Raw genomic sequence first — 26,237 nt, forward strand, 5'->3', positions numbered from 1 at the left:
CCTGCACGCCCTGCTGCCCGACTACATGGTGCCCCGCCGCTGGCTGCCGCTCGATGCCCTCCCGCTCAGTGCCAACGGCAAGATCGACCGGCGGGCGCTCACCGAGCAACTAACCGAACAAACCTCGACCACCGCGCGCCATGAACCCCCGCGCGATGCGCTCGAACAGGAACTCGCCGATCTGTGGTCGCAGGTGCTGGCCTGCGAGCGCGTCGCGCGCGACGACGATTTCTTCCAGCTAGGCGGCGACAGCCTGCGCGCGACGCGGCTGGTCGAGCTGCTGCGCCAGCGCCGGCTCGGCACCGGCACGCTTTCGCTGCGCAGCATGTTCGCCGCGCCCACGGTGGCCGCGCAGGCGGCGCTGCTGCGCCAGCCGCCGGTCCCGTCCGCGCCTCTACCTACCGACAACGCTTTCGAAGAAGGTGCCCTATGAATCCCGCAACCCTCGTCGCCGAGTTCGACGCGCTCGGCATCCGCCTGTGGAGCGAAGACGGCCAGCTGCGCTTCCGCGCGCCCGCCGGAGCGCTGACCGATGACCACAAGACGATCCTGCGCGCGCACAGGCAGGCGCTGATCGATCACCTCGGCGACGCCGATGCCGTCGCGGTGGCAGCCGACCCGTCGCACCGCCATGCGCCCTTTCCGCTCACCGACGTGCAGGCGGCCTACCTGGTCGGCCGCGGCAACGCCTACGACTACGGCGGCATCGGTTGCCACGGCTACGTGGAACTGGAGCTGCCCGACCTCGATCCGCAACGGCTCGAACAGGCATGGCACCGCCTGATCCAGCGCCACGACATGCTGCGTGCCGTGGTGTCGCCAGAGGGGTGGCAACGCGTGCTCGAGGACGCGGTGCCGCCGCCGCTCGCCGTGCAGGACCTGCGCGGCGCGCCGGCGGAACGCGCGCAGGCGGCACTGGACTACGTGCGCGCCGAGATGTCCGCGCGCTGCTACGCGCCCGACGCGTGGCCGCTGTACGAACTGCGCCTCAGCCGCACCGACGCCGGCAGCCGCCTGCACCTTTCGCTGGACCTCCTGATCGCCGACTTCGTCAGCATCCAGGTGATGCTGGCCGAACTGGACCGGCTCTACCGGGAGCCGGACGCCATGCCACCCGCGCCCGCCGTGTCGTTCCGCGACGTCGTGCTGGCCGACCGCCGCGCCGGCGAACGGCCGGCGCAGCTCGCACGGCAGGCGCGCGACCGCGACTACTGGCTCGAACGCATCCCCGCGATGCCGGGCGCGCCCGAACTGCCCACGCTGGACGGTGCGAAGGAGGCCCGGCCGGTGCGCTTCCGGCGCCATGCGCTGACGCTGCCGGCAGCACACTGGCAGGCCTTGTGCAGGCACGCCGGCGGCCGCCGGGTGACGCCTTCGTCGGCCGTGCTGGCCGCCTTCGCCGAAACGGTCGGCCGCTGGTCGCGGCAGCCGTCGTTCTGCCTCAACGTCACCGTGTTGAACCGGCCATCCATCCATCCGGACGTCCATCGCATCGTCGGCGACTTCACGTCGGTCGACGTGCTCGAAGTCGCGCATGCGACGGCGACGGCCTTCGCCGAACGGGCGCAGCAGCTGCAGCAGCGGCTGTGGGAAGACCTGGAGCACGCCGGCTTCTCCGGCATCGACGTGTTGCGCGAGATGGCGCGCCAGCACCGGCAGCGCGGATTGATCATGCCCGTCGTGTTCACCAGCACGATCGGCGTCGGCACCAACGACGGCGATGCCATCGACGGCGAATTCATGCAGGGCGGCCGGCTCGGCTACGGCATCACCCAGACCCCGCAGGTCTGGCTGGACTGCCAGGCCGGCGAACGCGCCGGCGCGCTGCACCTGAACTGGGACGTCCGCGAGGGCGTGTTCCCGCCCGGCCTGGTCGAGCAGGCCTTCGACGCCTTCGGCAGCTTGCTCAGGGCGCTCGCCGACAACGAGGAAACCTGGCAGCAGGACGATCCGCTGCAACTGCCCGCCGCCGTCCAGGCACGCCGGGCGCAGGTCAACGCCACCGCCGCGCCGCTGCCGCAAGGCGCCCTGCACCATGGCTTCCTGCGCATGGCGCGGCAGCAGCCGCTGCAGCCGGCGGTGATCGACGCGCAGGGCGCCACCAGCTATCGCGAACTGGCCGGACGCGCCGCCGCCGTGGCGCTGGCGTTGCGCCAGGCCGGCTGCCGGGACGGCGAACGGGTGGCCGTGGCGATGGACAAGGGCGCGGCGCAGATCGCCGCCGTGCTGGGCGTGCTGTGGGTGGCCGGCAGCTACCTGCCACTCGATACGCAGCAGCCGGCGGCGCGGCGCGACGCGATCCTCGCCGACGCCGGCGTGCGCTACGTGCTGGCCGATGCGGCGCGGCGCGACGACACCTGGCCGGTGGATGCGCGGGTGATCGCCGCCGACCGGCTCGAACCGCCGGCGCACGATGCCGATGCCGTGCCGCCGGCGCCGGTCGATCCCTACCAGCTCGCCTACGTGATCTACACCTCCGGCACCACCGGCGCGCCCAAGGGGGTGATGATGAGCCACAAGGCGGCGCTCAACACCATCGCCGACATCAACGCGCGCTTCGGCATCGATGCGCATGACCGCGTGCTGGGGCTCGCCAGCCTCGCCTTCGACCTGTCCGTCTACGACATCTTCGGCACCCTCGCCGCCGGCGGCGCCCTGGTGCTGCCCGCGCCGGAACGCCGCGGCGATCCCGCGCACTGGGCCGAGCTGATCGCACGGCACGGCGTGACCGTGTGGAACTCGGTGCCCGCGCAACTGCAGATGCTGCAGAGCTATCTCGACACCGAGCCGGGCGCCGCGCCGGACACGTTGCGACTGGCCCTGCTGTCCGGCGACTGGATCCCGGTCGGCCTGCCGGCGGCGATCCGCCGGCACTGCCCGCCGCTGCGGATCGTCAGCCTGGGCGGCGCCACCGAGGCGGCGATCTGGTCGATATGGCACGACATCGGCGAGGTGCCGGCCGGCGCGCGCAGCATTCCCTACGGCACGCCGCTGGCCAACCAGAGCTTCCACGTGCTCGACGGGCAGATGCGTCCCTGCCCCGACTGGACCGCCGGCGAGCTGTACATCGGCGGCGCCGGCCTGGCGCTGGGCTACCTGCACGACCGCGCGCGCACCGAAGCGCGCTTCGTGCGCCATCCGCGCAGCGGCGAACGGCTGTACCGCACCGGCGACCTGGGCCGCTACCGGCCGGACGGCGTGATCGAGTTCCTCGGCCGCGACGACGGCCAGGTGAAGATCCGCGGCCACCGCATCGAACTGGGCGAGATCGAAAGCGCCCTGCAGGCGCATCCGCAGGTGGCGATGGCCGCCGTGGTGGTCTGCGGCGACTCGCCGATGGAGCGCCGCCTGGCCGCCTTCGTGGAACCGGTCGCGCAGGCCGCATCGGACGAATCCGCCGCGCGCGCCCGGCTCGCCGCCGCGGCACATGCCGCGGGGGATGCCAGCGTCGCCTCGCTCGACCGCGATGCGTTCCAGTGCTGGGTGACCACCGCCGACGACATCGCGCGACTGGACATGCTCGACGCCCTGCGCGGCTGCGGCCTGTTCGCCGACACCCGCGCCAGCCACGACCTGGCCGAGATCGTCGAACGCAGCGGTACCGCCGCCGCCAACCAGCGGCTGCTGCGGCGCTGGCTGCACACCTTGTGCGAGGCGCAGTGGCTGGCGCACGATCCGCAGGACCGGCGCTACCGCCTGCTGCGCGAACCGGCCGCCGGCGAAACCGCGCGCCGCTGGAACGACTTGCAGCAACTCGAACAGACCGTGCGCTACAGCAGCGAACTGCTGCGCTACCTGCGCGAATCGAGCGCTCACCTGCCCGGCCTGCTGCGCGGCGAGGTCGACCCGCTGGACCTGTTGTTCCCGCAGGGCAGGCTCGATACGGCGGTGGCCGCCTACAACGACAACCTGGTCAACCGCTGCATGAACGCGGTGGTGTGCGCGGCCGCACGCGACGTGGCCGCCACGCGCACCCGCACCGACGACCCGGCGCGCCCGCTGCGCGTACTGGAGATCGGCGCCGGCGTCGGCGGCACCAGCCGCGCGCTGATCCCGGCGCTGGAGGGTTTCCCGGTCGACTACCTGTACAGCGACGTCTCGCCGTTCTTCCTCAACGAGGCGCGCGAGCGCCACGCTGCCCAGCCGTGGGTGCGCTACGGCCTGTTCGACCTCAACCAGGACTACGCCGCGCAGGGGCTGACCGCCGGCAGCTGGGACGTGATCGTCTGTTCCAACGTGCTGCACAACGCGCGCCATGCGCCGACCGTGCTCGAGCGCCTGCGCGAACTCGGCGCACCGGGCTGCACGCTGATCGTGATCGAGGCGACCCGCGAGATCGCCGCGCTGATGACCTCGATGGAATTCCAGGTCGGCCTGTCCGGCTTCGTCGACGAGCGCGAGGCGCTGGACCAGACCTTCTTCACCCGCGAGCAATGGCAGCGCCTGTTCGCCGGGGCGCATGGCGAACTGCTATGCAGCTATCCGCCGCCGGAGGACGCGCTGGCCAGCGTGGGCCAGGCCGCGTTCGTGGTGCGCTTCCCGCAGGAACGCGCGGTATTGCACGAACAGGTGCTGCGCGACCACCTGCAGGCGCGGCTGCCGGAATACATGCTGCCGGCGCGGCTGGAATGGCTGCATGCGCTGCCGCTGTCGCGTAACGGCAAGCTGGACCGCGCCGCGCTGCTGCAACGCGCGCAGGCGGCCGCGCGTCCCGCGGCCGCCGCCATCGAGCAACCGCTGGACGCGCTGGAAGGCCGCATCGCCGCGGTGTGGGCGGCGGCGCTGGGACGCGACGGGCTCGGCCGCGAGGAAGACTTCTTCCAGGCCGGCGGCGACTCGCTGCTGATCGCCCAGGTGGTCGCGCGGATGCGCGAGCAACTGCCCGAGGCACATGGCTGGGAGTGGGACCGGCTGATGCGGGAAGTGCTGCGCGCGCCCACCGTGGCGGCCATCGCCGCGCACCTGCGCGCGCGTCCCGGCGATGCCGCCGACGGCGCGCCGCGCGTTGCGCCGTCGCCGCTGCTGCCGCTGGCGCCGGCGCGCGGCGACAGCGACCTCGTGCACGTCGTGCTGCACGACGGCAGCGGCACGCTCGCCCCGTACCGCGCGCTGCTGCCGCTGCTGGCGGATGCGCCCGGCCGGCGCGGCGAGATCGTCGGCATCACCGTGCCCGACGCCAGCGACTACCTCGCGCGCGAGCCGGAGCGGCTGATCGCCGAACTCGCCAGCGAGTACGCCGCGCTGCTGCTCGCCCGCGGCGGCCGGCGCTTCCACCTGATCGGCTACTGCATGGGCGGCCTGCTCGCCACCGAGGTCGCCCGCGCCCTGCTCGAAGCGGGCAAGGACATCGAGCCGGTCACGGTCATCAGCAGCGACCGCTTCCGCTACCGCATCGACGACGACCTACTGCTCGAACGCGCCTTCGGCGGCCTGCTCGGCGCCGACATCGGCGCGGCGGGGCATACCGTGGACAACGTGCAGATGGCGCACGCGCTGGCGACCCTGCGTGCGCGCCACGGCGACCGGCTGCCGGCGGGCTGCCTGCAGGAGCTGGACGGCGAACTGGCCGCCGTGTCCGCCTGCTATGCGCAACTGGCGCGGCGGCCGGCGGCCGAACGGCTGTCCGCGCTCGCCGCGACGGTGGAAAGCAAGGCCGAGGCGATCGTCGGCGACCAGATCGACATCCTGTTCCGGATCTTCCGCCACAGCCTGCGCGCGGTGGCCGCCTACGCGCCCGAGCCGTTCGCGGGCGACCTGCGCCTGCTGCGTGACGACGAGGCGCTGCACTTCCTGCCCGGGCTGGCCTCCGACATGCAGCGCTTCTGGACGGAACTCGCGCTCGGCGACATCCGCGTGGAACGGATCGACGGCAACCACCTGTCCTGCCTGCAACCGCCGCACGTGCAGGCAGTGGCCTCGCGCATCCTGCAGGCGCGGGCGGCATGAGCGTCCCGCGCGTCGGCATCGTCGGCGCCAGCGGCGCCGTGGGCGCCGCCGCCCTGGCCTGCCTGCAGGCGGAGGGCCGCTTCGCGCTGCGCGGCGGCTACCGCCATGCGCCGCCGGCCGCCTCCTCGCACGTGGAATGGCTGACGGTGGACGTGGACGATTCCTCGTCGCTGGCGCGTTTCTGCGAGGGCTGCGCGATCGTGCTCAACGCCGCCGGGCCGTCGTGCCGCATCGGCGACCGCGTCGCCAGGGCTGCCGACGCGGCCGGCGCGGACTATGTCGACGCCTTCGGCGGCGAGGGCCTGCAACGCCAGCTCGACGCGCAGCCGCTGTCCGCCGGGCGGCGCGCGATCCATTCGGCCGGCGTGTTTCCCGGCCTGTCGGGCCTGCTGCCGCGCTGGCTGGCGGCGCAGGGCTTCGACCGCGTACACACGCTGTCGATCTGGGCCGGCGGCCGCGAGCGCTGCACGCCGGCGGCGGGCGCCGACGTGCTGCTCAGCACCGTCGCCGGCTTCGGCCAGGCCGGCGCCGCCTGGATCGACGGCCGCCGCGTGGGCGGCGCCCTGGCGCCGCAGGACGGGCTGGAACTGCCGGGCGTGCCCGGCCGCGTGCACGCGCAACCCTTCCTCACCGGCGAACTGGCGCAGCTCGCCGCCGAGCTGGGGCTGCGCCATGCGCAGTGGCATACCCTGGCGCCGAGCCCGCGCGCGGCCACGCTGATCGGCCGCTGGAGCGGGCGCCTCGCGGCCACGCCGGCGATCGATCCGGCGATGCTGGCGCAAGCCGTGGCCGACCTGGTGGAAGCGGCCACGCTCGACCTCGCCGGCCACGCGCCCTACTACCGCGCCGTGATCGAACTGGACGGCCTGCGCGGCGGCCAGCCGCGCCACCGGCGCGCCGTGCTGCGCGCCGGCGACAGCTACCGGCTCAGCGCGGCGGTGGCCGCGGCCGCCGTACTCGCACTCACCGACGGGAGCCTGCCCTGCGGTACGCACCACGCGGCCGAAACGCTCGATCCCGCCGCGACGCTCGAACGCCTGCACCGCTGGCGCGCGTACGACGGCCTCGACCTGGTCGAACTCGCGCCGCGTGACGCGGCGACCGCGGTCACCGAGGAAGGCGTGCTGTGACGGCCGTCCGCTTGCGCGTCATCGTCTGCGGCGTCACCTTCGGCCAGGTCTACCTGCGCGGCGCGGCGGGCCTGCCGGAGCACTTCGAGCTCGTCGGCATCCTCGCCCGCGGCAGCGCGCACGCGCGCGACTGCGCGGCACGCCATGGCGTGCCGCTGTATACCGGCGTGGACCAGCTGCCGCCGCGGGGCGTGGACCTGGCCTGCGTGGTGGTGCGCGCCGGCGTGGTCGGCGGCGTCGGCACCGAACTGGCGCTGGCCCTGCTCGCGCGCGGCATCCACGTGCTGCAGGAGCATCCGCTGCACCACGATGAGGTCACCGCGTGTCTGCGCGCAGCACGCGAGACGGGTTGCCGGTATCGCATCAACAGCTTCTATCCGGACGTGGCGCCGGTCGTCCGCTTCATCGACGCGGCGCGACGCGCACTGGCGCTGCGCGAGGCGGTCTACCTCGACGCGGCCTGCAGCGTGCACGTGCTGTATCCGCTGGTCGACATGCTCGGGCAGGCGCTGGGCGCGCTGCGGCCCTGGTCGTTCGCGCTGCAGCCGGCCGGCGACCATGGCGGCCCGTTCACCTGCATCGGCGGACGCATCGGCGGCGTGCCGCTGACCCTGCGCGTGCAGAACCAGCTCGACCCCGCCGACCCGGACAACCATACCCAGTTGCTGCACCGGATCGCGCTCGGCACCACCGGCGGCACGCTCACCCTCAGCGATACGCACGGCCACGTGCTGTGGCATCCGCGCATGCACCTGGAACGGCGCGATGACGGCGTGCTCGACCTGGCCGCCGAGGACGCCGCCGTCGCGCTGCCGGTCGGCTCGCTGCTGGGGCCGGCCGAGACGCCGACGTTCGGCGCGGTGTTCCGCGAACTGTGGCCGCGCGCGATCGCGCGCGCGCTGCTGCGCATGCATGCGGCGATCGGCAGCGACTCCGGCGACGCCGCGCTGAACCAGTACACGCTGGCCAGCTGCAAGGCCTGGCAGGAACTCGGCGCCCTGCTGGGTCCGACCCGGCCCCTCGCGGCCGAGGCGCCACGGCCGCTGCCCGCCGAGGCGCTGCTTGCGGATGCGGACGGCCTGCCGGCATGAACGCCGTCCACCTTCCCGCGCGCGCCGCAGACTCGCCCTGGTTCCGCCGGTACAGCCCGCGCCCGGCCGCGTCGATGCGGCTGGTCTGCCTTCCGCACGCCGGCGGCTCGGCGGGGTTCTTCCGTGCCTGGGCGGCGCTGCTGCCGGACAGCATCGAGTTGGTGGCCGTGCAGTATCCCGGCCGCGAAGACCGGCTGGACGAACGACCGATGGACGACATGCACGCGCTGGTCGACGCCATCGCGCAGGCGATGCCGGTGCTGCTCGACCGTCCCTACCTGCTGTTCGGCCACAGCATGGGCGCCGCCGTCGCGCACGAACTGTGCCTGACCCTGCACGGACGGCGGCAGCGCCTGCCGGCGCACCTGGTGGTGTCCGCCCGCGAAGCGCCAGCACGCCACCACGGCGGCACGCTGCACCGTGCGGGCGAGGATGCCCTGCGCCACGAACTGCGCCGGCTTGGCGGCACCCCGGCGGCCCTGCTGGACTGCGACGAATTCTGTGCCCTGCTGCTGCCGCGCATGCGCAGCGACTACCGCCTGATCGAAACCTATCGCCCGGCGCTTGCCACGATGCCGCCGCTGCCGCTGGCGATCAGCGCCTTCGTCGGCACGGATGACCACGAACTCGCCAGCGGCGATGCCGAGGCATGGGCACAGCAGACCTCGCAGGCCTTCCACCTGCGCCGTTTTGCCGGCGACCACTTCTACCTGGTGCCGCAGATGCGGCAGGTCGTGCATGCGGTGCTGGCATGCGCCGGCAAGGCCGCAACGCCTGCCGATGCGTGGCCTTCGACGCCTTGAACGAAACGCTGCGGCATGGATGCGCGGAACGCCCTTGCGGCGGCACCCGGCGCGGATCGACCAACCGAAACGGAGCGGTGGCAGGCGGCGTCAGTGCAGCGAAAATGCGCGTTCGTTCCGCCGGGGACCCATTCAACTCAGGAAGCGATAACCCACGCCCGGCTCGGTCTTCAGCCAGCGAGGGTTGGCCGGGTCGTCGCCCAGCTTCTGCCGCAGCTTGCCGAGCACGATGCGCAGGTAGTGCGTGTCCTGCACGTGGCTGGCGCCCCACACCTCGCGCAGCAGCTGCTGCTGGCTGACCACCCGGCCGGCGTGGCGCAGCAGCAGCGCCAGCACGGCGTACTCCTTGCGGGTGAGCGAAACCGGCGCACCGTCCAGGCTCACCTCGCGGCGCGCCAGGTCCACGCCGAGGCGGCCGTCGTCGTAGCGCGGCGGCAGCTCCGGCTCGCCGGACGGGCGGTTGCGCAGCAGCGCACGCAGCCGCGCCATCAGCTCCTGGATGCCGAACGGCTTGGTCACGTAGTCGTTGGCGCCGTGGTCCAACGCGCGCACCTTCTCGCTCTCCGCGTCGCGCACCGACAGCATCAGCACCGGCACCTGGCTCCACTGGCGCAACTCGGCCAGCACGTCGTGGCCTTCGCGGTCGGGCAGGCCGATGTCGAGGATCACCAGGTCCGGCGATTGCGTGGCCGCCTGCGCCAGGCCTTCGACCGCATTGGCGGCGAGCAGCACCTGGTAACCCTCGGCGCGCAGGCCGATGTCGAGGAAGCGGCGGATCTGCGCTTCGTCGTCGATCACCAGGATGCGCGGTGCAGCTGAGCTCATGGATTCGTATCGGGCGGCGCCGGCAACGGCAGGCTGATGCGGATGGTGGTGCCGATGCCGTCGCCGGGCAAGGCCTCCACGCTGCCGCCGTGCGCGCCGATCATGCCGCGGCAGATCGCCAGCCCCAGCCCGGTGCCCTGCGGCGCGCGGTCGCCACGCGATACCGAGTAGAACATGTCGAAGATGCGTGCGCGCTCGTCCTCCGGGATGCCCGGGCCGCGGTCGCTGACGTCGATCAGCAGGCGTTCGCCACTGCTGCGCACGGTCACGCGGACGGCCTCGCCCGGCGGCGAGAAGCGTGCGGCGTTCTCCAGGATGTTGAACAGCGCCTGTTCGATCAGGGCGGGATGGACGTAGAGCAGCACACCTTCCGGCGGCGCCGACGTCTCCACACGCAGGTCGGGAAACTGCTTGCGCAGCCGCGTCACCGCGGCGGCGGCGATCTCGGCGCTGTCGGTCCAGTCGCGGTTGAGCTTGAGCGTGCCGTGGCCGAGCCGGGTCATGTCGAGCAGGTTCTGGATGTAGCGATCCAGCCGCTGGCCTTCGCCGAGGATGGCCTGCAGCAGGTCGCGGCGCTCGTCCGCCGGCAGCCTGTCCTCGTAGCTGACCAGGGTGCCGGCCGCGCCGATCATCGAGGCCAGCGGCGAGCGCAGGTCGTGCGAGACGGACGACAGCAGCGCGCTGCGCAGGCGCTCGGTCTCGCCCTGCACGCGGGCGCCCTCCAGTTCGTCGGACAGCCGCGCGCGCTCCAGCGCCTGGCCGATGTCCTGGGTCATCGCCAGCGCCAGGCTGCGCCGGTCGGCGTCGAACTCGCCCTGCGCGGGATCGAGATGCAGCGCGACCACGCCCAGCGGACGGCCCTCGCCGCCCAGCGGCAGCATCCAGCACGGCGCGGCGTTCAGCGTGTCGGTACTGCGGCCCGCCTGCTCGCCGTGGCGTTCGCTCCAGTCGGCGGCGGCCAGGTCCTGCGCGGACAACGCGTGCTCCCGCGGCGCGCTCGCGACCACGCGCAGCACCTGCCCCGCGTCGCGGGCGAGGATCGACGCCTCGCAGCGCAGCGCCTGCGCCAGCGCCCGGGTGCCGGCCGCGCGGACGCCATCGGCGTCGGTGCTGCTGGTCAGCTGCTGGCCCAGTCCCAACAGGGCGCGCGCCTGCGCGTGTGCGGCGCGCAACGATTCCACCTGGCTGGCCAGCCGCGTCGCGAGGCGGCTGCAGACCAGGGCGGCCAGCAGGAACAGCACCACCGCCAGCACGTCGTCGAGGTTGGCGATCGCCAGCGTGTAGCGCGGCGGCGCGAAGAAGAAGTTGTATCCCACGAAGCACGAAACGGCCGTATAGACGGCCACGCTCATGCGCGTGCGCACCGCCACCACCAGCACCGCGGTGAGGAAGATCAGCGACAGGTTCGCCACCGACAGGTAGCGGTCGGCCACGAACGACAATCCGAACGCGACCAGGGTGGCGAGCGTGGCATAGGCGTATTCGCCGCGCGAACCGCGCCCGCCCGGCAGGCGCAGGCGGCGGCGCGCCTTCGCCCGCTCGCTCGGCGTGGCGATGATGGTCAGCTCCAGGTGTGCCCCGCGGCGCAGCAGCAGTTGGGTCAGCGAGCGGCCGAGCATGCGCGCCAGCGGCCGTTCGCGGGTGCGCCCGAGGATGATCTGGCCGACGCCTTCGCGGTCAGCATGCGCCAGCAGCTCGTCGGCGACGGCATGGCCGCGCAGCACGATGGGCTCGCCGCCGAGACGCCGCGCCAGGCGCATCGCCGCCTCCAGCCGCTCGCGCCGCGCCGGGTCGAGCGTCGCGCCGGTGTCCACGTAGGCGACGCTCCACGGCGCGCCGCGCCGCTCGGCGATGCGCCGCGCCACGCGCACCAGGTACTCGCTCTGGCCTTGCCCGTCGATCGCCGCCAGCACGCGGCGGCGCACCGGCATCGCGCCGCCGCGCGCCAGCATCGATTCGCGCAGGTCGCTGTCGACGTGGCCGGCGATCGTGTCCACCGCCAGCTCGCGCAGGGCGGCCAGGTTGGTCGGCGAGAAGAACGCGTCGAGCGCCGCCGCCGCGGTCTCCGGCACATAGACCTTGCCCTGCTTGAGCCGGCCGATCAGCTCGCGCGGCGGCAGGTCGACCAGCACGATATCGCGCGCGCGGTCGAGGAAGGCGTCCGGCACGGTCTCGCGCACAGCGATGCCGGTGATCCGGCGCACCTGGTCGTTGAGGCTTTCCAGGTGCTGCACGTTGAGCGCGCTGTACACCTCGATGCCGGCGTCGAGCAGCTCGGCGATGTCCTGCCAGCGCCGCTCGTGCCGCCCGCCCGGCAGGTTGCGGTGGGCCAGCTCGTCGACCAGCAGCACCGCCGGCTTGCGCGCCAGCGCGGCGTCCAGGTCGAACTCGCTGAACTCGCGCTCGCTGCCGTCGGACGCGCGGTAGCGCACCGCGCGCCGCGGCAGTACCTCCAGGCCCTCCAGCAGGGCGGCGGTCTCGGCGCGGCCGTGCGTCTCGACCAGGCCGACCACCACGTCCACGCCCTGCCGCTTCAGCTCGCGCGCGGCGGACAGCATGGCGTAGGTCTTGCCGACGCCGGGCGCGGCGCCGAGGAAGACCTTGAGCCGGCGGGTGCGCTCGTCCTGTCCCGCACTCAGCAGGGCATCGGCACGCGCTTCGCGGGAAGGTCCGGTCATGGCCTCATTCTCGCCGGTTTGCGTGCGTCAGGCTCGCCTGTACCGAAGAAGGAATGGGCCGGGCACGGGCGCGCGCCACCCTCACGCGCGGATCCGCGCGCAACCGGGCAGGCCTGCGCGCCTCACCTGGCGTCCCGCCCCGGCACGGAGCCAGCGGGCATCGCATCCAGCGCCAGGTTGAGCTGCAGCACGTTCACCCGCGGCTCGCCCAGCACGCCGAACTGGCGGCCGGAGGTGTACCGCGCCACCAGCGCCCGCACCTGCGCCATGTCCAGCCCGCGCGCCCGCGCCACCCGCGCCGCCTGGTACTGCGCCGCGGCGGGGCTGATCTGCGGATCGAGGCCGCTGCCCGAAGCGGTGACCAGATCCACCGGCACCGGCGCCTCGTTGCCCGGGTCGGCCCGGCGCAGCGCGACGATGCGCTGCCTGGCCGCCTCGGCCAGCGCCGGGTTGGTCGGCCCCAGGTTGGAACCGGACGACGCACCGGCGTTGTACGCGTTCGGCGCGGTCGCCGACGGCCGGCCCCAGAAATACTTCGGCTCGGTGAACGCCTGGCCGATCAGCGCCGAGCCGACCGGCTTGCCGTCTTTCTCGACCAGGCTGCCGTTGGCCTGGCGCGGGAAGATCAGTTGGGCCAGCCCGGTGACGGCCAGTGGGTACAGCACGCCGGTGACCGCGGTCAGCACCAGCAGCAGGACGAGGGAGGGGCGCAGCAGTTTGCTCATGGTTGTCACCGCTTTTCGGGAAAGTGGCCGGCGTGGACGGCCGGCCGTTGCCACACGGGGCAGGATCGCCCGCATCAGAAGCTGCCCTGCAGCATCACGAAAACGCGCGAACCGCCCATGTTGCGCGTGTCGCCGGCATCGAGAAAGCTGCTCGTGCGCCGGTAGAAAGCGGCGTTGGTGGCATGCGTGGCGCCCGCGCCCAGCGACCAGTGCGCGGCTAACTGGTACTTCAGCGTGGCGCCGAAGTCGCTGTAGCCGGGATCGCGCGCGCCACTCGCCAGCGGCGCGGCGAGCGTGGTGGTGTAATGCGTGTGGCCGGCGTGCAGGGCGAGGCTCCAGGCCGCGCCGAGCGGGATGAGCGCATCGAGTTGCAGGTAGCCGGTGCCCTTGGAATCGCCCCGGTAGCCCTGCTCCGTATCCACGCCGAAGTAGTCGGTGATCGCGCGGTTGTATTTCAGGGTGAGCCATTTCCAGCTCAGGGCGGCGTTGGCCTCGACCGTGTCGAACGAGCGCGACGACAGCCCGGCCCGGTCGAGGTCGGCGCCCGGGTACACGTAACCGTACACGCCGGCACGCCAGGACCAGTCGTCGTCGATCGACCGTCCGTAGCTGGCGTAGAGGTCCAGCTCCATCGCGCCGCCCGGGTAGCTGCGCTCGCTGATGCTCGATGCCCACAAGCCGGCGGCGAAACCGCCCGGGCCGGTGTAGTCGGCGCCGCCCTGGATCGCCGGCCGGCCCCAGGTCTGGGTCAGGCCGCGGAACATGTAGTCGGAGGTCACGGCGACGTTGCCGGTGACCGGGCTCGCCGGTGCGTCGCCGGCATGCACGGCGACGGCGAGGGATGCGAAGGCTGCCGCGGCAGCGAGGGAAAGCGGTTTCATGGCGGGAACCTCGGCGCCGTGCCTGTCGGGGCGGCGCCTGTCTGGGGATTGCGGGGTTGGAGCGTCGGATCAGATGCCGGCGTAACCGCCGAGCACGTAGTCGTCGTCGCGCGGCGATTCGCTGTCGCGCGGCAGCGGCACCACGTTGTCGCGTGGCAGTCGCACCGCCTGGGCGGGCTGCCCCGACTGCACCGGCAGCGCGATCACCACGTCGCAGGCGGAATCGTCGGCGGACAGCCGCAGCTCCATGTCGGGGTGGGCGGCGCCGGGAAGGGATACGGATACTTTCAATGTCTGCATGACAGCGCTCCAGGGAAGGGAGTCGTCATCCGGTCGAAGGCCGGGATCCAGGATCGTTGATGCGACGAGGCCACTGGACTCCGGCCTTCGCCGGAATGACGAGCAAAGGGAATCAGGCCAGTCCGCACAGGACCAGCAGCATGTCGATCAGCTTGATGCCGAGGAACGGCACGACCATGCCGCCCAGGCCGTAGACCAGCAGGTTGCGGCGCAGCAGCGCGCCGGCGCCGAGCGCGCGGTACTTCACGCCCTTCAGCGCCAGCGGGATCAGGCACACGATGATCAGCGCGTTGAAGATCACCGCCGACAGGATCGCGCTCTGCGGCGTCGCCAGGCGCATCACGTTGAGCGCGTTGAGCGCGGGATAAGTCGTCGCGAACGCGGCCGGGATGATCGCGAAGTACTTGGCGATGTCGTTGGCGATGGAGAAGGTGGTCAGCGCGCCACGGGTGATCAGCATCTGCTTGCCGATCGCCACCACCTCGATCAACTTGGTCGGGTTGGAATCGAGGTCGACCATGTTGCCGGCCTCTTTCGCGGCCTGGGTGCCGGTGTTCATCGCCACCGCCACGTCGGCCTGCGCCAGCGCCGGCGCGTCGTTGGTGCCGTCGCCGCACATCGCCACCAGCCGGTTCTCGGCCTGCATGTCGCGGATCAGCTTGAGCTTGGCTTCCGGCGTGGCCTCGGCGAGGAAGTCGTCCACCCCGGCCTCCGCCGCGATGGCGGCGGCGGTGAGCGGGTTGTCGCCGGTGATCATCACGGTCTTGATGCCCATCTTGCGCATCTCGGCGAAGCGCTCCTTGATGCCGCCCTTGACGATGTCCTTCAGCTCGATCACGCCCAGCGCGCTCGAACCCTCGGCGACGACCAGCGGCGTGGCGCCGCGGCGGGCGACGTCCTCGGCCAGGCGCCTGACCATCGGCGGCAGGTGGCTGCCCTGCCCGTCCAGGTATTTCTCCACCGCATCCAAGGCGCCCTTGCGGATCCGCCGCGCGTCGCTGTCCACGCCGCTCATGCGGGTCTGCGCGGTGAACGGCACGAACTGCGCGTGCAGGGCCTCGAGCGGCTGCTCGCGCAGGCCGAACTTTTCCTTCGCCAGCACCACCACGCTGCGCCCTTCGGGCGTCTCGTCGGCCAGCGAGGCGAGCTGCGCGGCCTCGGCGAGGACGCTTTCCTCCACCCCCGGCGCCGGGTGGAAGGCCACCGCCTGGCGGTTGCCCAGGGTGATCGTGCCGGTCTTGTCCAGCAGCAGCACGTCGACGTCGCCTGCCGCCTCGACCGCGCGGCCGGAGGTGGCGATCACGTTGGCGCGGATCATCCGGTCCATGCCGGCGATGCCGATCGCCGAAAGCAGCGCGCCGATGGTGGTGGGGATCAGGCAGACCAGCAGCGCGACCAGCACGGTCAGCGTGATCGGGTTGCCGCCGCCGGCCGCCTGCACGCTGTAGATCGAATACGGCAGCAGGGTGGCGCAGGCGAGCAGGAAGATCAGGGTGAACTTGGCCAGCAGGATGGTCAGCGCGATCTCGTTCGGCGTCTTGCGCCGCTTGGAGCCTTCCACCATCGCGATCATGCGGTCGAGGAAGCTCTCGCCGGGATTGCTGGTGATGCGCACCACCAGCCAGTCCGACAGCACACGGGTGCCGCCGGTGACCGCGCTGCGGTCGCCGCCGGACTCGCGGATCACCGGGGCGGACTCGCCGGTGATCGCGCTCTCGTCCACGCTGGCCGCGCCGGCCACCACCTCGCCGTCGCCCGGGATCGGCTCGCCCGCCTCGACCAGCACGTGGTGGCCGCTGCGCAACTCGCTGGATGGCGTGAAGGTGATCGCGGCGTTGCGGTCGGCTGATGCCAGCTTCTTCGCGAGCACGTCCTTGCGCGAGCTGCGCAGCGCATGGGCCTGCGCCTTGCCGCGCCCCTCCGCCAGCGCCTCGGCGAAATTGGCGAACAGCAGGGTGAACCACAGCCACAGGCTGACCCAGAAGATGAAGCCGGTCGGCGCCTCGCCGTGCCCGGCCAGCGCCTGCACCCACAGCACGGTGGTCAGCACGCTGCACACGAACACCACGAACATCACCGGGTTGCGGAACTGCAGCCGCGGCGACAGCTTGCGGAACGAATCGGCCAGCGCCGTGAGAACCAGCTCGCGGTCGAAACCGCGGGCGGCATGGGTTTGCGAAGTCATGGATCAATGCCCCGTAGCGGACAGCAGGGATTCGACGATCGGCCCGAGGGCCAATGCGGGAAGGAAAGTCAACGCGCCCACCACGATCACCACGCAGGCCAGCAGCGCGACGAACAGCGGCGTGTGCGTGGGCAGCGTGCCGGCGGACTCGGGCACGTGGCGCTTGGCGGCGAGCGAGCCGGCCATCGCCAGCATCGCGATGGCGAGCGGGAAGCGCGCGAGGAACATGCACAGCCCCAGCAGCACGTTCCAGAACGGCGTGTTCGCCGAGAGGCCGCCGAACGCGCTGCCGTTGTTGTTGGAGGCCGAGCTGACCGCGTACAGGATCTCGCTGAAGCCGTGCGCGCCGGGGTTGGCGACGCCCGCCACGCCGGCCGGCAGCAGCACGGCGACCGCGGTGCAGATCACCACCAGCGCGCACGGCAGCAGCACCGCGAGGCTGGCCATCTTCATCTCGTGGGCCTCGATCTTCTTGCCCAGGTATTCCGGCGTGCGGCCGACCATCAGCCCCGCGATGAATACGGCGACGACGGCGAAGGCGAGCATGCCGTACAGCCCCGAGCCGACGCCGCCGAAGACCACCTCGCCGAGCTGCATCAGCCACATCGGCACCAGGCCGCCCAGCGGCGTGAGCGAATCGTGCATCGCGTTCACCGCGCCGCACGAGGCGGCCGTGGTGATCGCCGCGAACAGGCCGCTGGAGGCGATGCCGAAGCGCGTCTCCTTGCCTTCCATGTTGCCGCCGGCCTGCAGCGCCGAGGCGTGCGCATCCACCGCCAGCCCGTGCAGCGCCGGGTTGCCGGCCTGCTCTGCCGCGACCAGGCCCAGCGTCAGCGGTACGAAGATCAGCAGCATCGTGGCGAGGATCGCCCAGCCCTGCCGCCGGTCGCCCACCATGCGGCCGAAGGTGTAGCAGAGCCCCGCCGGGATCAGGAAGATCGCCAGCATCTCGATGAAGTTGGAGAACGGCGTGGGATTCTCATACGGGTGCGCCGAGTTGGCGTTGAAGAAGCCGCCGCCGTTGGTGCCCAGGTGCTTGATCGCGATCTGCGAGGCGGCCGGGCCCATCGGCAGGGTCTGCGTGACGACCGGGACGTCGCGGGTCATCTCGTGGCCGGCAGCATCCTTCTGCGGATGGCCGGCGGCATCCTTGACGGTCTCCGTATAGCTGGTGGCCTGTGCCACCGGCACGTCGACGTACGGCTTGAAGTTCTGCACCACGCCCTGCGACACCAGCAGCAGGCTCATCAGCAGCGACAGCGGCACCAGCACGTACAGCGTGCTGCGCGTGAGGTCGACCCAGAAGTTGCCGATGGCCTTCGCGCCGCGCCGGGCGAAGCCGCGCACCACCGCCACCAGCACCGCGATGCCGGTGGCCGCGGAGAGGAAGTTCTGCACCGCCAGGCCGAGCATCTGGGTCAGGTAGCTCATCGTCGACTCGCCGCCGTAGCCCTGCCAGTTGGTGTTGCTGGCGAAGCTGATCGCGGTGTTCATCGCCGAGTCCGGCGACACCGCGGCGAAGTGCTGCGGGTTCAGCGGGAGCCACTGCTGCACGCGCTGCAACAGGTACACGGCCAGCAGGCCGAGCACGTTGAACAGCAGCATCGCCAGCGCATAGCGCTTCCAGCCCATGTCCTCGTCGGGCCGGATGCCGCACAGCCGGTAGATGCCGCGCTCCGCGCGGCCGCCGAAGCGGGTGACGCGGTTGGGCGCATCGGCGAACACCAGCGCCATGTAGTTGCCGACCGGCTTGACCAGCAGCAGCAACACGGCCAGGAACAGGCCGACCTGCAGGATGTCGTTGGCGGTCATTCGAACCACTCCGGCTTGAGCAGGGCCACGCACAGGTAGCCCACCAGGGCCACCGCGATCAGCGCGGCGATGAGGTAGAGAACGTTCATGGCGGGAATCTCACGCGGGGAAGGCGGGGCGGAAGGCGGGCGCGCTCACTTGCGCGGCCCGAGCCGGTCGCAGATCAGCACGAAGCCGAGCGCCGCGGCGCACAGCACGAACAGGAACAGCAGGTAGACGACATCCATCGGCGCCGGCTCATGGGGAAGACGGCGCGCACTGTAGGAAGTGCCGCATAAGAACGGGGTATCGCTTCGGCCGCTTCGCGTATAGAACGCGTAAAGTTTTCCGGCGAACCGGCGGGTCGCCGCTCAGACGGTCATGTGCAACCGGTCAGCGCCGCTTGCGGAGCGGCCGACGGCAGATGGTCGACGCCGTACCCCGCGGCGTCCCACGCATCGAGCCCGCCCAGCAGCGGGCGCACCCGGTGGTAGCCGATCGCCATCAGCAGCTTGGCCGCCCTGGCCGCGGATACTTCGTTCGGGCAGCTGCAGTAGATCACCAGCTCGCGATCCGGCGGAACGCCTTGCAGCACCTGGCCGATACCCTCCAGATCGGCCAGCACGGCGCCGGGGATGACCCGCGTGTCGAGCTGGCGCGCCGCCTGCGAACGCACGTCGACCACCACCGGGGCCCGCCCCTCCGCGATGGACTGGTTCAGTTCCTCCACGGTGATGCGGGCCATGCGCAAGGCCACCAGCAGGCGCCGGCGCTGCCACCACTTGGCGGCGATGTAGAGCGCCAGCAAGACCAGCAGCAATTCGAACGCGACCGTGCCGGCACTGGCCAGAGCGGCCAGCAGACCGTCGACCTGGGCGGTGAACGCGTAGCCAAGCCCGACCGCGACGCCCACCCACAGCAACGAGCCCAGGCCGTCCAGCAGCACGAAGGTGCCGGCGCGCAAGCCCATCGCGCCTACCAGCGGCGGGGCTACCGTAGACAGTCCCGGCACGAATTTGGCGATCAGCAACTCCCGCCCTCGCCAGCGCTGGAAGTGCAGCTCGGACTGCTTCACGCAGGAATCCAGCGACAGCGAGATGCGGCAGATCGTGCGCATCACCCTGGAACCGAAGCGGCGGCCTGCCCAATACCAGAGCAGATCGCTGAGCAGGCAGGCGAGAACCGCAGCCAGTACCACGCCGGCCAGCGGCAACCTGTCATTTGCGCCCAGTGCACCTGCCACGACCAGGGTGGGCACCGCCGGCACCGGCACGCCCGCCTGCTCCACCAGCACGTTGAAGAACACCAGCAGCAAGCCGTACTGCGCGATCAGCACGATGATTTCGTGGGCCATCGGTACGCTACCCGTGACGCGATGCGGCCATGATTGGAGCTTGCCCGGGCGATTGCAAACCTCGCGCCCAGGCGGTCGCACAGCCAGCCGCGGCACCCCGCCGCGGGCATTGCGCGCGCCTTCAGCGGCCCTGCGCGAAGGCTGCAAAGCCTGTTCACGATTTCCAGGCATCCCCCATGAAACGTCATCCCGGCGAAGGCCGGGATCCAGCGCCTTTGGCGGATCAAGCCACTGGACGACCAGCCTTCGGCCGTCGAAAGCCGCAGGCATGACGAAGAAGCGGCTGGACTGACGGATGGATCGTGAACCTGCTTTCAGGCCGGTTGCGCCTGCGCCTGCGCGGCGGCCGCGCGGTCGATCCTGCGCGCGCCGGCGATCACCAGCGGCAGCCATGCCAGGGTCAGCGCCGCGGCGCACAGGAACACCCCGCCGGTGCCCAGCCGGCCCAGCGCGAGGCCGCCGACCGCGCCGCCGACGAAGGCGCCGAGGAACTGGCTGGTGGAGTACGCGCCCATCGCCGCGCCGCGCAGGTGGCCCGGCGCCAGCCGCGAGACCAGGCTGGGCAGCGCCGCCTCCAGCAGGTTGAAGGCGGAGAAGAACGCCGTGGCCGCCACGCCGAGCCAGGCCAGGTGGGCGCCGGACACGGCGAACCCCACCAGCGAGAGCCCGATCGCCACCACGCACAGCATCACGATGCGCAGGCTCTGGCGCACTTCCTTCATCCGGTGCATGCAGGCGCCCATCACGAGGGCGGCGATCACCATCACCGGCAGGTACAGCTCCCAGTGGCGGTTCACCGGCAGGCGCAGGCGCTCGGCCAGCAGCAGCGGCAGGCCGACGAAGCTCGCGGTGAGCAGCGCATGCAGGAAGAACACCGAGCCGTTCAGCACCAGCATGCGGCCGTCGCGCAGCATCGCCAGCACGCGGCCGAAGGTGGCGGCCGCCGGCGCCTGCGCGCGTTCGGGCGTCGGCACGATCAGCCACAGCAGCACCAGCGAGGCCAGCGCCAGCGCCGAGGTGGCCGCGAACAGCCCGGACAGGCCGTCCAGCGCTTCCAGCGGCGGCCCCAGGACCAGCGCCAGCAGGAAGGCGACGCCGATCGACACGCCGATGATGCCCATCGCCTTGCCGCGCTGTTCCTCGCGGGTGAGATCGGCCATCAGTGCGGTGCCGGCGCCAGCCACCGCGCCCATGCCCTGCAGCGCGCGGCCGGCCACGATGCCGGCCAGCGTATGCGACAGCGCCGCCACCAGGCCGCCGGCCACGAACACCAGCAGCCCCAGGGTGATCGCCGGCTTGCGCCCAATGCGGTCGGACAACAGGCCCAGCGGAATCTGCAGCAGCACCTGGCCCAGCCCGTACACGCCCAGCGCCAGTCCGATCAGCAGCGGCGTCGCGTCCGGCAGCTTCTGCGCATACAGCGAGAACACCGGCATGACCAGGAACAGCCCGAACAGGCGCAGGCTGATCACGCAGGCCAGTGCCAGCGCGCTGCGGCGCTCGATGCGGTTGAGCCTGCTCAACGGGGTGATCCTGACGGGAAGGGTGTGCCGGACATCGGCCCGATTATACGGACCGGCTCCGCGCCGGGCTTGCGGCGGCGTGTCGCGGGCCGCCCATGACGTCCGGCTGCAGGTTTGCCGGCCCGGGGCCTCTATACTTGGCGCACAGAGGACCCGACCCGCAATGAACTCGATGCCTGCCGACGCCCCCCGCCCCACCGCCGATTTCGACAGCGTGCGCGCGCTCGCCGCCGCCGACATGCAGCGGGTGGACGCGCTGATCCGCCACCGGCTGTCTTCCGACGTGGTGCTGATCAACCAGATCGCCGACCACATCATCGCCGGCGGCGGCAAGCGGCTGCGCCCGATGCTGCACGTGCTGGCCGCCGGCGCGGCCGGCTACCGCGGCGAGCAGCAGGTCAAGCTGGCCGCGGTGATCGAGTTCATCCACACCTCCACCCTGCTGCACGACGACGTGGTGGACGAGTCCGACCTGCGCCGCGGCCGCAAGACCGCCAACGCGCTGTGGGGCAACGCCGCCAGCGTGCTGGTGGGCGACTTCCTCTACTCGCGCTCGTTCCAGCTGATGGTCGAGCTGGACGACATGCGGGTGATGCGCATCCTGGCCGACACCACCAACACCATCGCCGAGGGCGAGGTGCTGCAACTGCTCAACATCGGCAACGCCGACGTGGACGAGGCCGCCTACCTGGCGGTGATCGAGCGCAAGACCGCGGTGCTGTTCGCCGCCGCCACCGAACTGGGCGGCATCCTCGGCGGCCTGCCGCAGGCGCAGGTCGAGGCGCTGCGCGAGTACGGCATGCAACTGGGCTATGCTTTCCAGATCGCCGACGACCTGCTCGACTACGTCAGCGACGCCGACACCCTGGGCAAGAACATCGGCGACGACCTCGCTGAGGGCAAGCCCACCCTGCCGCTGATCTACGCGCTGGAAAAGGCCAGCGTGGAACAGGCGCAGTCGCTGCGCCACGCGATCGAGCACGGCGGGCTCGACTCGCTCGACCGCATCGTCGCCGCGATCCGCGACTCCGGCGCGCTGGAACGCACCCGCGAACGCGCGCTGCGGCACGCTGACGCCGCGTGCGAGGCGCTCGACGCCCTGCCGGCATCGCCCTACCGCGATGCCCTGCGCACCCTGGCGGACTATTCGGTGAACCGCAGCCACTGATCCGTCCGGGCCGGTTTTATCGGGCTGGTTCATCGGGCCGGTTCATCGGGCTCGCTCATCGGGCGGGTTTGTTTCATTGGACCGCTTCGTGGGCCCGCTCGAGTCCACCTGCACCGATCCTTTCGGTCCGGTCAGCCCGGCCGCCGCCGAACCGCGCCGCAGTCGGCCTGCCGCAACGGCATCGCCATGGCGGCCATGCCTGCGCGATTTTTGACCCACGCAAATACCGGGTTATGGCAGGGTGGCCCGATGGACAGCACCTGCCCGATCCCGGACGCATCCTCCGACGGCCTCGATGGCCTCCCGCCTGCCTTCATCCGCCATGCGGCGCCGCCGCGCCGGTGCCGCATGCCGGTGGCGTGGCTCCTGGCGTGCGTGGCCTGGGCGATCGGCAACGCCGCCTGCGCCGCCACGGCCACGCAGGCGCTCGATGCCGGCTGGCGCTTCCGCCTGCTGCCCGGCACCGATGCCGTCCGCGCACACCCGGAAGCCGCCGGCTGGCATGCGGCCGCCGTGCCGGGCAGCGTGCACACCGACCTGCTGGCGGCGGGCGCGATCCCCGACCCGTTCCGGCGCGACAACGAGGCCCGTCTGCAATGGATCGGCCTGGCCGACTGGCAGTACCGGCTTTCCTTCGACGTCGATGCGGCGACGCTGCGACGCGACCACGTGGAGCTGGTGTTCGACGGGCTGGATACCTTCGCCGACGTGGCCCTGAACGGCCGGTCGCTGCTGGCCGCCGACAACATGTTCCGCCGCTGGCGGGTGCCGGCGAAGGAGTACCTGCATGCCGGGCGCAACACGCTCGAGGTGACCCTGCACTCGCCCGTCGCGCGGCTGCTGCCGTGGTTGCTGAAGCAGCCCTATGCGCTGCCGGGCGAATTCGACTCCGCCTTCGGCGACGAGCCCAAGGGCAGGCAGACCGCCAACTACGTGCGCAAGGCCAACTACCAGTACGGCTGGGACTGGGGCCCGCGCTACGTCACCGCAGGCATCTGGCAGCCGGTGCGGCTGGAGAGCTGGGACGCGCTGCGTCTGGCCGATTTCCACATCGCCCAGGCACGGGTGGAGGCGCAGGCCGCCGACCTGCGCGCGCAGGTCGCAGTACGGTCCGACCGCGCCGGCAAGGCGCAATGGCAGGTGGACTGGCGCGCGCCGGACGGCCGCACCGGCCATGCCTCCCGCGAGATCGAACTGCGTGCCGGCGAAAACGCGTTCGAGCTGCCGATCCGGATCGACCGTCCGCAGCGCTGGTGGCCGACCGGCTACGGCGCGCAAAACCTGTACGACTTCCATGCAACCGTGCTCGTCGACGGCAAACCGGTCGAACAGGCCGACCGCCGCACCGGCCTGCGCAAGGTCGAGCTGCGCCGCGACAGGGACCGCTGGGGCCGCGGCTTCGCCTTCGCGGTCAACGGCGTGCCGATCTTCGCCAAGGGCGCCAACCTGATTCCCTTCGACAGCTTTCCCTCGCGCGTCGGCGAGGCGCAGATGCGGCGGGTGCTGCGATCCGCCCGCGACGCCAACATGAACATGCTGCGCGTGTGGGGCGGCGGCATCTACCCGAGCGACGCGTTCTACGCGATGGCCGACCGGCTCGGCCTGATGATCTGGCAGGACTTCATGTTCGGCGGCGCGATCCCGCCGGCGGACGCCGCCTTCCGCGACAACGTGCGGCAGGAGGCGACCGAACAGGTGATCCGCCTGCGCGACCACCCCAGCCTGGTGCTGTGGTGCGGCAACAACGAGGTGCAGACCGGCTGGGAATCGTGGCCCGACCGCAAGGCCTTCGCGCGGTCCGTCGGCCCGACGGAGCGCAGGCGCATCGAGGACGGCATGCGCGAACTGTTCGACCATACCCTGCGCGACGCGGTCAGGGAGCATTCGCCGCAGGTGCCGTACTGGGCCAGCTCGCCGAGCACCGACTACGAGGGTCCGGCCAACGTGCCGGACGACGGCGACGTGCATTTCTGGGACGTCTGGTCCGGCGCAGCCAGGCCGGTCGAGGCCTACCTCGACAGCACGCCGCGCTTCCAGTCCGAATACGGCCTGCAGTCGTTCCCGGCGATGGCGACGATCCGCCGCTTCGCCGACGCGGGCGACCTCACGATCGACTCGCCGGTGATGCGCGCCCACCAGAAATACGACGGCGGCAACGGCAACGAGCGCGTGCTGCGCTACGTGCGCCGCGGCTATGGCGAGCCGAAGGATTTCGAGTCCTTCGTCTACCTGAGCCAGGTGATGCAGGCCGAGGGCATCGAACTGGCGGTGGACCACCTTCGCAGCGCGCGGCCGCGCACCATGGGCTCGCTGTACTGGCAGCTCAACGACGTGTGGCCGGGCGCCTCGTGGTCGAGCATCGACCATGACGGGCGCTGGAAGGCGCTGCAATTCCACGCCCGGCACTTCTACGCACCGCTGCGGGTGGCGCCGATCCGGCGGGACGGGCGCACCGCGGTTTTCCTGATCTCCGACCGCACCGCGCCGCTCGACGCGCAACTGCGCATCCGCGTGCTCGACATGGACGGCCACGCGCGGATCGACCGCACCCGACCGGCCCACCTGCCCGCGCTCTCCAGCACCGAGGCGGCCGCGCTCGACGACGCGGCGCTGCTGCGGGGCGCCGATCCGCGCCGCAGCATGGCCGTGTTCGACCTGCTCGACCACGGCAAGCCCGTCGCCCGTCACCTGATCTATTTCGTCCCGTCCACCCAACTGGCGCTGGCCGACCCGGGCCTGCACGCCGAACTGGCCGCCGACGGCGGCGGCATCACGCTCACCGTGAGCGCAAGGCACCTGGCGCGCCAGGTATGGATCGACTTCGGCGAACTCGACGCCGACCTGTCCGACAACGCCTTCGACCTGCTGCCGGGCGAACCCGCCGTGCTGCGCGTCGATAGCCGCGCCGGCCTCGATGCGCTGCGGAAGGCGCTGCACGTGCGCTCGCTGTGGGGGGCGACCATCCCGGGCCGAGCCTCCGCACCGTAGCGTGGGAGCAGCCGGTGCAGAGGCCCGTGCAACGTCGTCCCGGCAAGTCATCCATGGGTGCTTCCCATGGCCCCACGCAACACCATCGCCGGCGAAACACCAAGATGCCAACACGCCGTCATCCCGGCGAAGGCCGGGATCCAGCGACTTCGGTCCGTCGAAATGCCAAGGCGCTGGATTCCAGCTTGCGCTGGAACGACGCGCGCGTGGTGGGTTGGCAGGGCGGACGTCGGGATGATCCGGCCGAAGCCGGGTTTCCGAGGCAAGGCGATGAACCGACAGGTGCCATGCCGGCGCAACACCACTCTCGAAGGCATCCACACTCTCGAAGGCATCCACGCGCCGCCAACGCACCAGAACGCCCATGCGACACCGCGTCGAGCGAAGCACCAACGCGCCGTCATCCCGGCGAAGGCCGGGATCCAGTGACTTCGGTCCGTCGAAATGCCAAGGCGCTGGATGACCAGTCCTCGGCTTTTGAAAAGCGCCTCCTGCGTGCTTGACCGGCCCTGCGGCCGTTGAAAGCCGCTGGAATGACGAGGGGATGGCGCACCGCGACCATGGGCGAACAGGTCATACCGCCCAACGTCTTTTCTACGGCGAACCCTACGGCGAACCGCGCGAACCACGCCGCCACTCACGTGGCCTCGCACCTTTGCCTCCGACAAGGCTGGCTGCGCCGCAGCAAGCACGGAAACGGCCTGAGATTTAGATCGATTGAATCTTCGCGGCGCAAATTGCTGCAACGCACAGCACGCCATGGAAAAAATCCATTGCCGTCAGTCGATTGATCGTTGGAAAAATTATTTAGATCGAGATAAAAAGCCTGCGTCGGGTGGCTTCGGCACG

The 26,237-nt window shown here is 71.4% G+C and carries 16 protein-coding genes; 6 read left to right on the plus strand and 10 right to left on the minus strand.

The features are described 5' to 3' along the window. Window positions 1-429 precede the first annotated feature (429 nt). Genes ASG87_RS18525 through ASG87_RS18540 form a run of 4 tightly spaced genes read left to right on the plus strand, consistent with a single transcriptional unit; the run spans window position 430 to window position 8,970 of the window. The gene (locus tag ASG87_RS18525; RefSeq protein WP_056008728.1) at window positions 430-5,946 is read left to right on the plus strand and encodes a non-ribosomal peptide synthetase; all 5,517 of its coding nucleotides are present in this window, start codon (window positions 430-432) and stop codon (window positions 5,944-5,946) included. Further along, entirely contained in the window at window positions 5,943-7,076 is a 1,134-nt protein-coding gene (locus ASG87_RS18530) for an NAD(P)H-binding protein (protein ID WP_056008735.1), read from the plus strand. The genes ASG87_RS18525 and ASG87_RS18530 overlap by 4 nt, the downstream gene beginning before the upstream one ends. Further along, on the plus strand, window positions 7,073-8,167 hold the full coding sequence (locus tag ASG87_RS18535; RefSeq protein ID WP_056008737.1) for a Gfo/Idh/MocA family oxidoreductase: 1,095 nt from the start codon (window positions 7,073-7,075) through the stop codon (window positions 8,165-8,167). The genes ASG87_RS18530 and ASG87_RS18535 overlap by 4 nt, the downstream gene beginning before the upstream one ends. Next, on the plus strand, window positions 8,164-8,970 hold the full coding sequence (locus ASG87_RS18540; protein WP_056008739.1) for an alpha/beta fold hydrolase: 807 nt from the start codon (window positions 8,164-8,166) through the stop codon (window positions 8,968-8,970). Before ASG87_RS18535 ends, ASG87_RS18540 begins: the two co-directional genes overlap by 4 nt. 132 nt (window positions 8,971-9,102) lie before the next feature. Here the strand turns inward: ASG87_RS18540 and ASG87_RS18545 are convergent, their stop codons facing one another. The 10 genes from ASG87_RS18545 to ASG87_RS18585 form a co-directional block, all read right to left on the minus strand. Next, window positions 9,103-9,795 carry a response regulator transcription factor gene (locus tag ASG87_RS18545; protein WP_056008742.1) on the minus strand — a complete coding sequence of 231 codons (693 nt, stop codon included), beginning with the start codon at window positions 9,793-9,795 and terminating at the stop codon, window positions 9,103-9,105. Further along, window positions 9,792-12,473, minus strand: a complete 2,682-nt coding sequence (locus ASG87_RS18550; RefSeq protein ID WP_056008745.1) for a sensor histidine kinase KdpD — start codon at window positions 12,471-12,473, stop codon at window positions 9,792-9,794. Before ASG87_RS18550 ends, ASG87_RS18545 begins: the two co-directional genes overlap by 4 nt. Window positions 12,474-12,595: 122 nt before the next feature. Continuing rightward, a complete protein-coding gene (gene kdpC / locus ASG87_RS18555) occupies window positions 12,596-13,198 on the minus strand; it encodes a potassium-transporting ATPase subunit KdpC (RefSeq protein ID WP_056008749.1) in 603 nt (200 codons plus the stop codon). Between the two features lie 74 nt (window positions 13,199-13,272). Continuing rightward, a complete protein-coding gene (locus tag ASG87_RS18560; protein ID WP_056008752.1) occupies window positions 13,273-14,079 on the minus strand; it encodes a TorF family putative porin in 807 nt (268 codons plus the stop codon). Window positions 14,080-14,148: 69 nt separating this feature from the next. Next, window positions 14,149-14,379, minus strand: coding sequence for a hypothetical protein (locus ASG87_RS18565; protein ID WP_056008755.1), 231 nt, complete (start codon window positions 14,377-14,379; stop codon window positions 14,149-14,151). A gap of 112 nt (window positions 14,380-14,491) precedes the next feature. Further along, on the minus strand, window positions 14,492-16,564 hold the full coding sequence (gene kdpB, locus ASG87_RS18570; RefSeq protein WP_056008758.1) for a potassium-transporting ATPase subunit KdpB: 2,073 nt from the start codon (window positions 16,562-16,564) through the stop codon (window positions 14,492-14,494). 3 nt (window positions 16,565-16,567) lie between these two features. Next, complete coding sequence (gene kdpA / locus ASG87_RS18575) at window positions 16,568-18,376, minus strand: potassium-transporting ATPase subunit KdpA (RefSeq protein ID WP_056008761.1); 1,809 nt, start codon at window positions 18,374-18,376, stop codon at window positions 16,568-16,570. Then, on the minus strand, window positions 18,373-18,465 hold the full coding sequence (gene kdpF, locus ASG87_RS19685; protein ID WP_082583073.1) for a K(+)-transporting ATPase subunit F: 93 nt from the start codon (window positions 18,463-18,465) through the stop codon (window positions 18,373-18,375). Before kdpF ends, kdpA begins: the two co-directional genes overlap by 4 nt. Window positions 18,466-18,734: 269 nt before the next feature. Then, window positions 18,735-19,697, minus strand: a complete 963-nt coding sequence (locus ASG87_RS18580) for a DedA family protein/thiosulfate sulfurtransferase GlpE (protein ID WP_200949150.1) — start codon at window positions 19,695-19,697, stop codon at window positions 18,735-18,737. Between the two features lie 326 nt (window positions 19,698-20,023). Further along, window positions 20,024-21,232 (minus strand): MFS transporter, encoded by a 1,209-nt coding sequence (locus tag ASG87_RS18585; RefSeq protein ID WP_056008767.1) that lies wholly within the window; start codon window positions 21,230-21,232, stop codon window positions 20,024-20,026. A gap of 163 nt (window positions 21,233-21,395) precedes the next feature. Here ASG87_RS18585 and ASG87_RS18590 point away from each other — a divergent pair, with 163 nt between their 5' ends. Both ASG87_RS18590 and ASG87_RS18595 read left to right on the plus strand, forming a co-directional pair. Next, window positions 21,396-22,400: a polyprenyl synthetase family protein gene (locus tag ASG87_RS18590; RefSeq protein ID WP_056008770.1), complete on the plus strand. Its 1,005-nt coding sequence runs from the start codon at window positions 21,396-21,398 to the stop codon at window positions 22,398-22,400. 249 nt (window positions 22,401-22,649) lie between these two features. Then, a complete protein-coding gene (locus ASG87_RS18595) occupies window positions 22,650-25,388 on the plus strand; it encodes a glycoside hydrolase family 2 protein (protein ID WP_235499687.1) in 2,739 nt (912 codons plus the stop codon). The last annotated feature ends 849 nt before the right edge of the window (window positions 25,389-26,237 follow it).

It is taken from the genome of Frateuria sp. Soil773 (genome assembly GCF_001428405.1).
Taxonomy (GTDB): Bacteria; Pseudomonadota; Gammaproteobacteria; order Xanthomonadales; family Rhodanobacteraceae; genus LMSL01.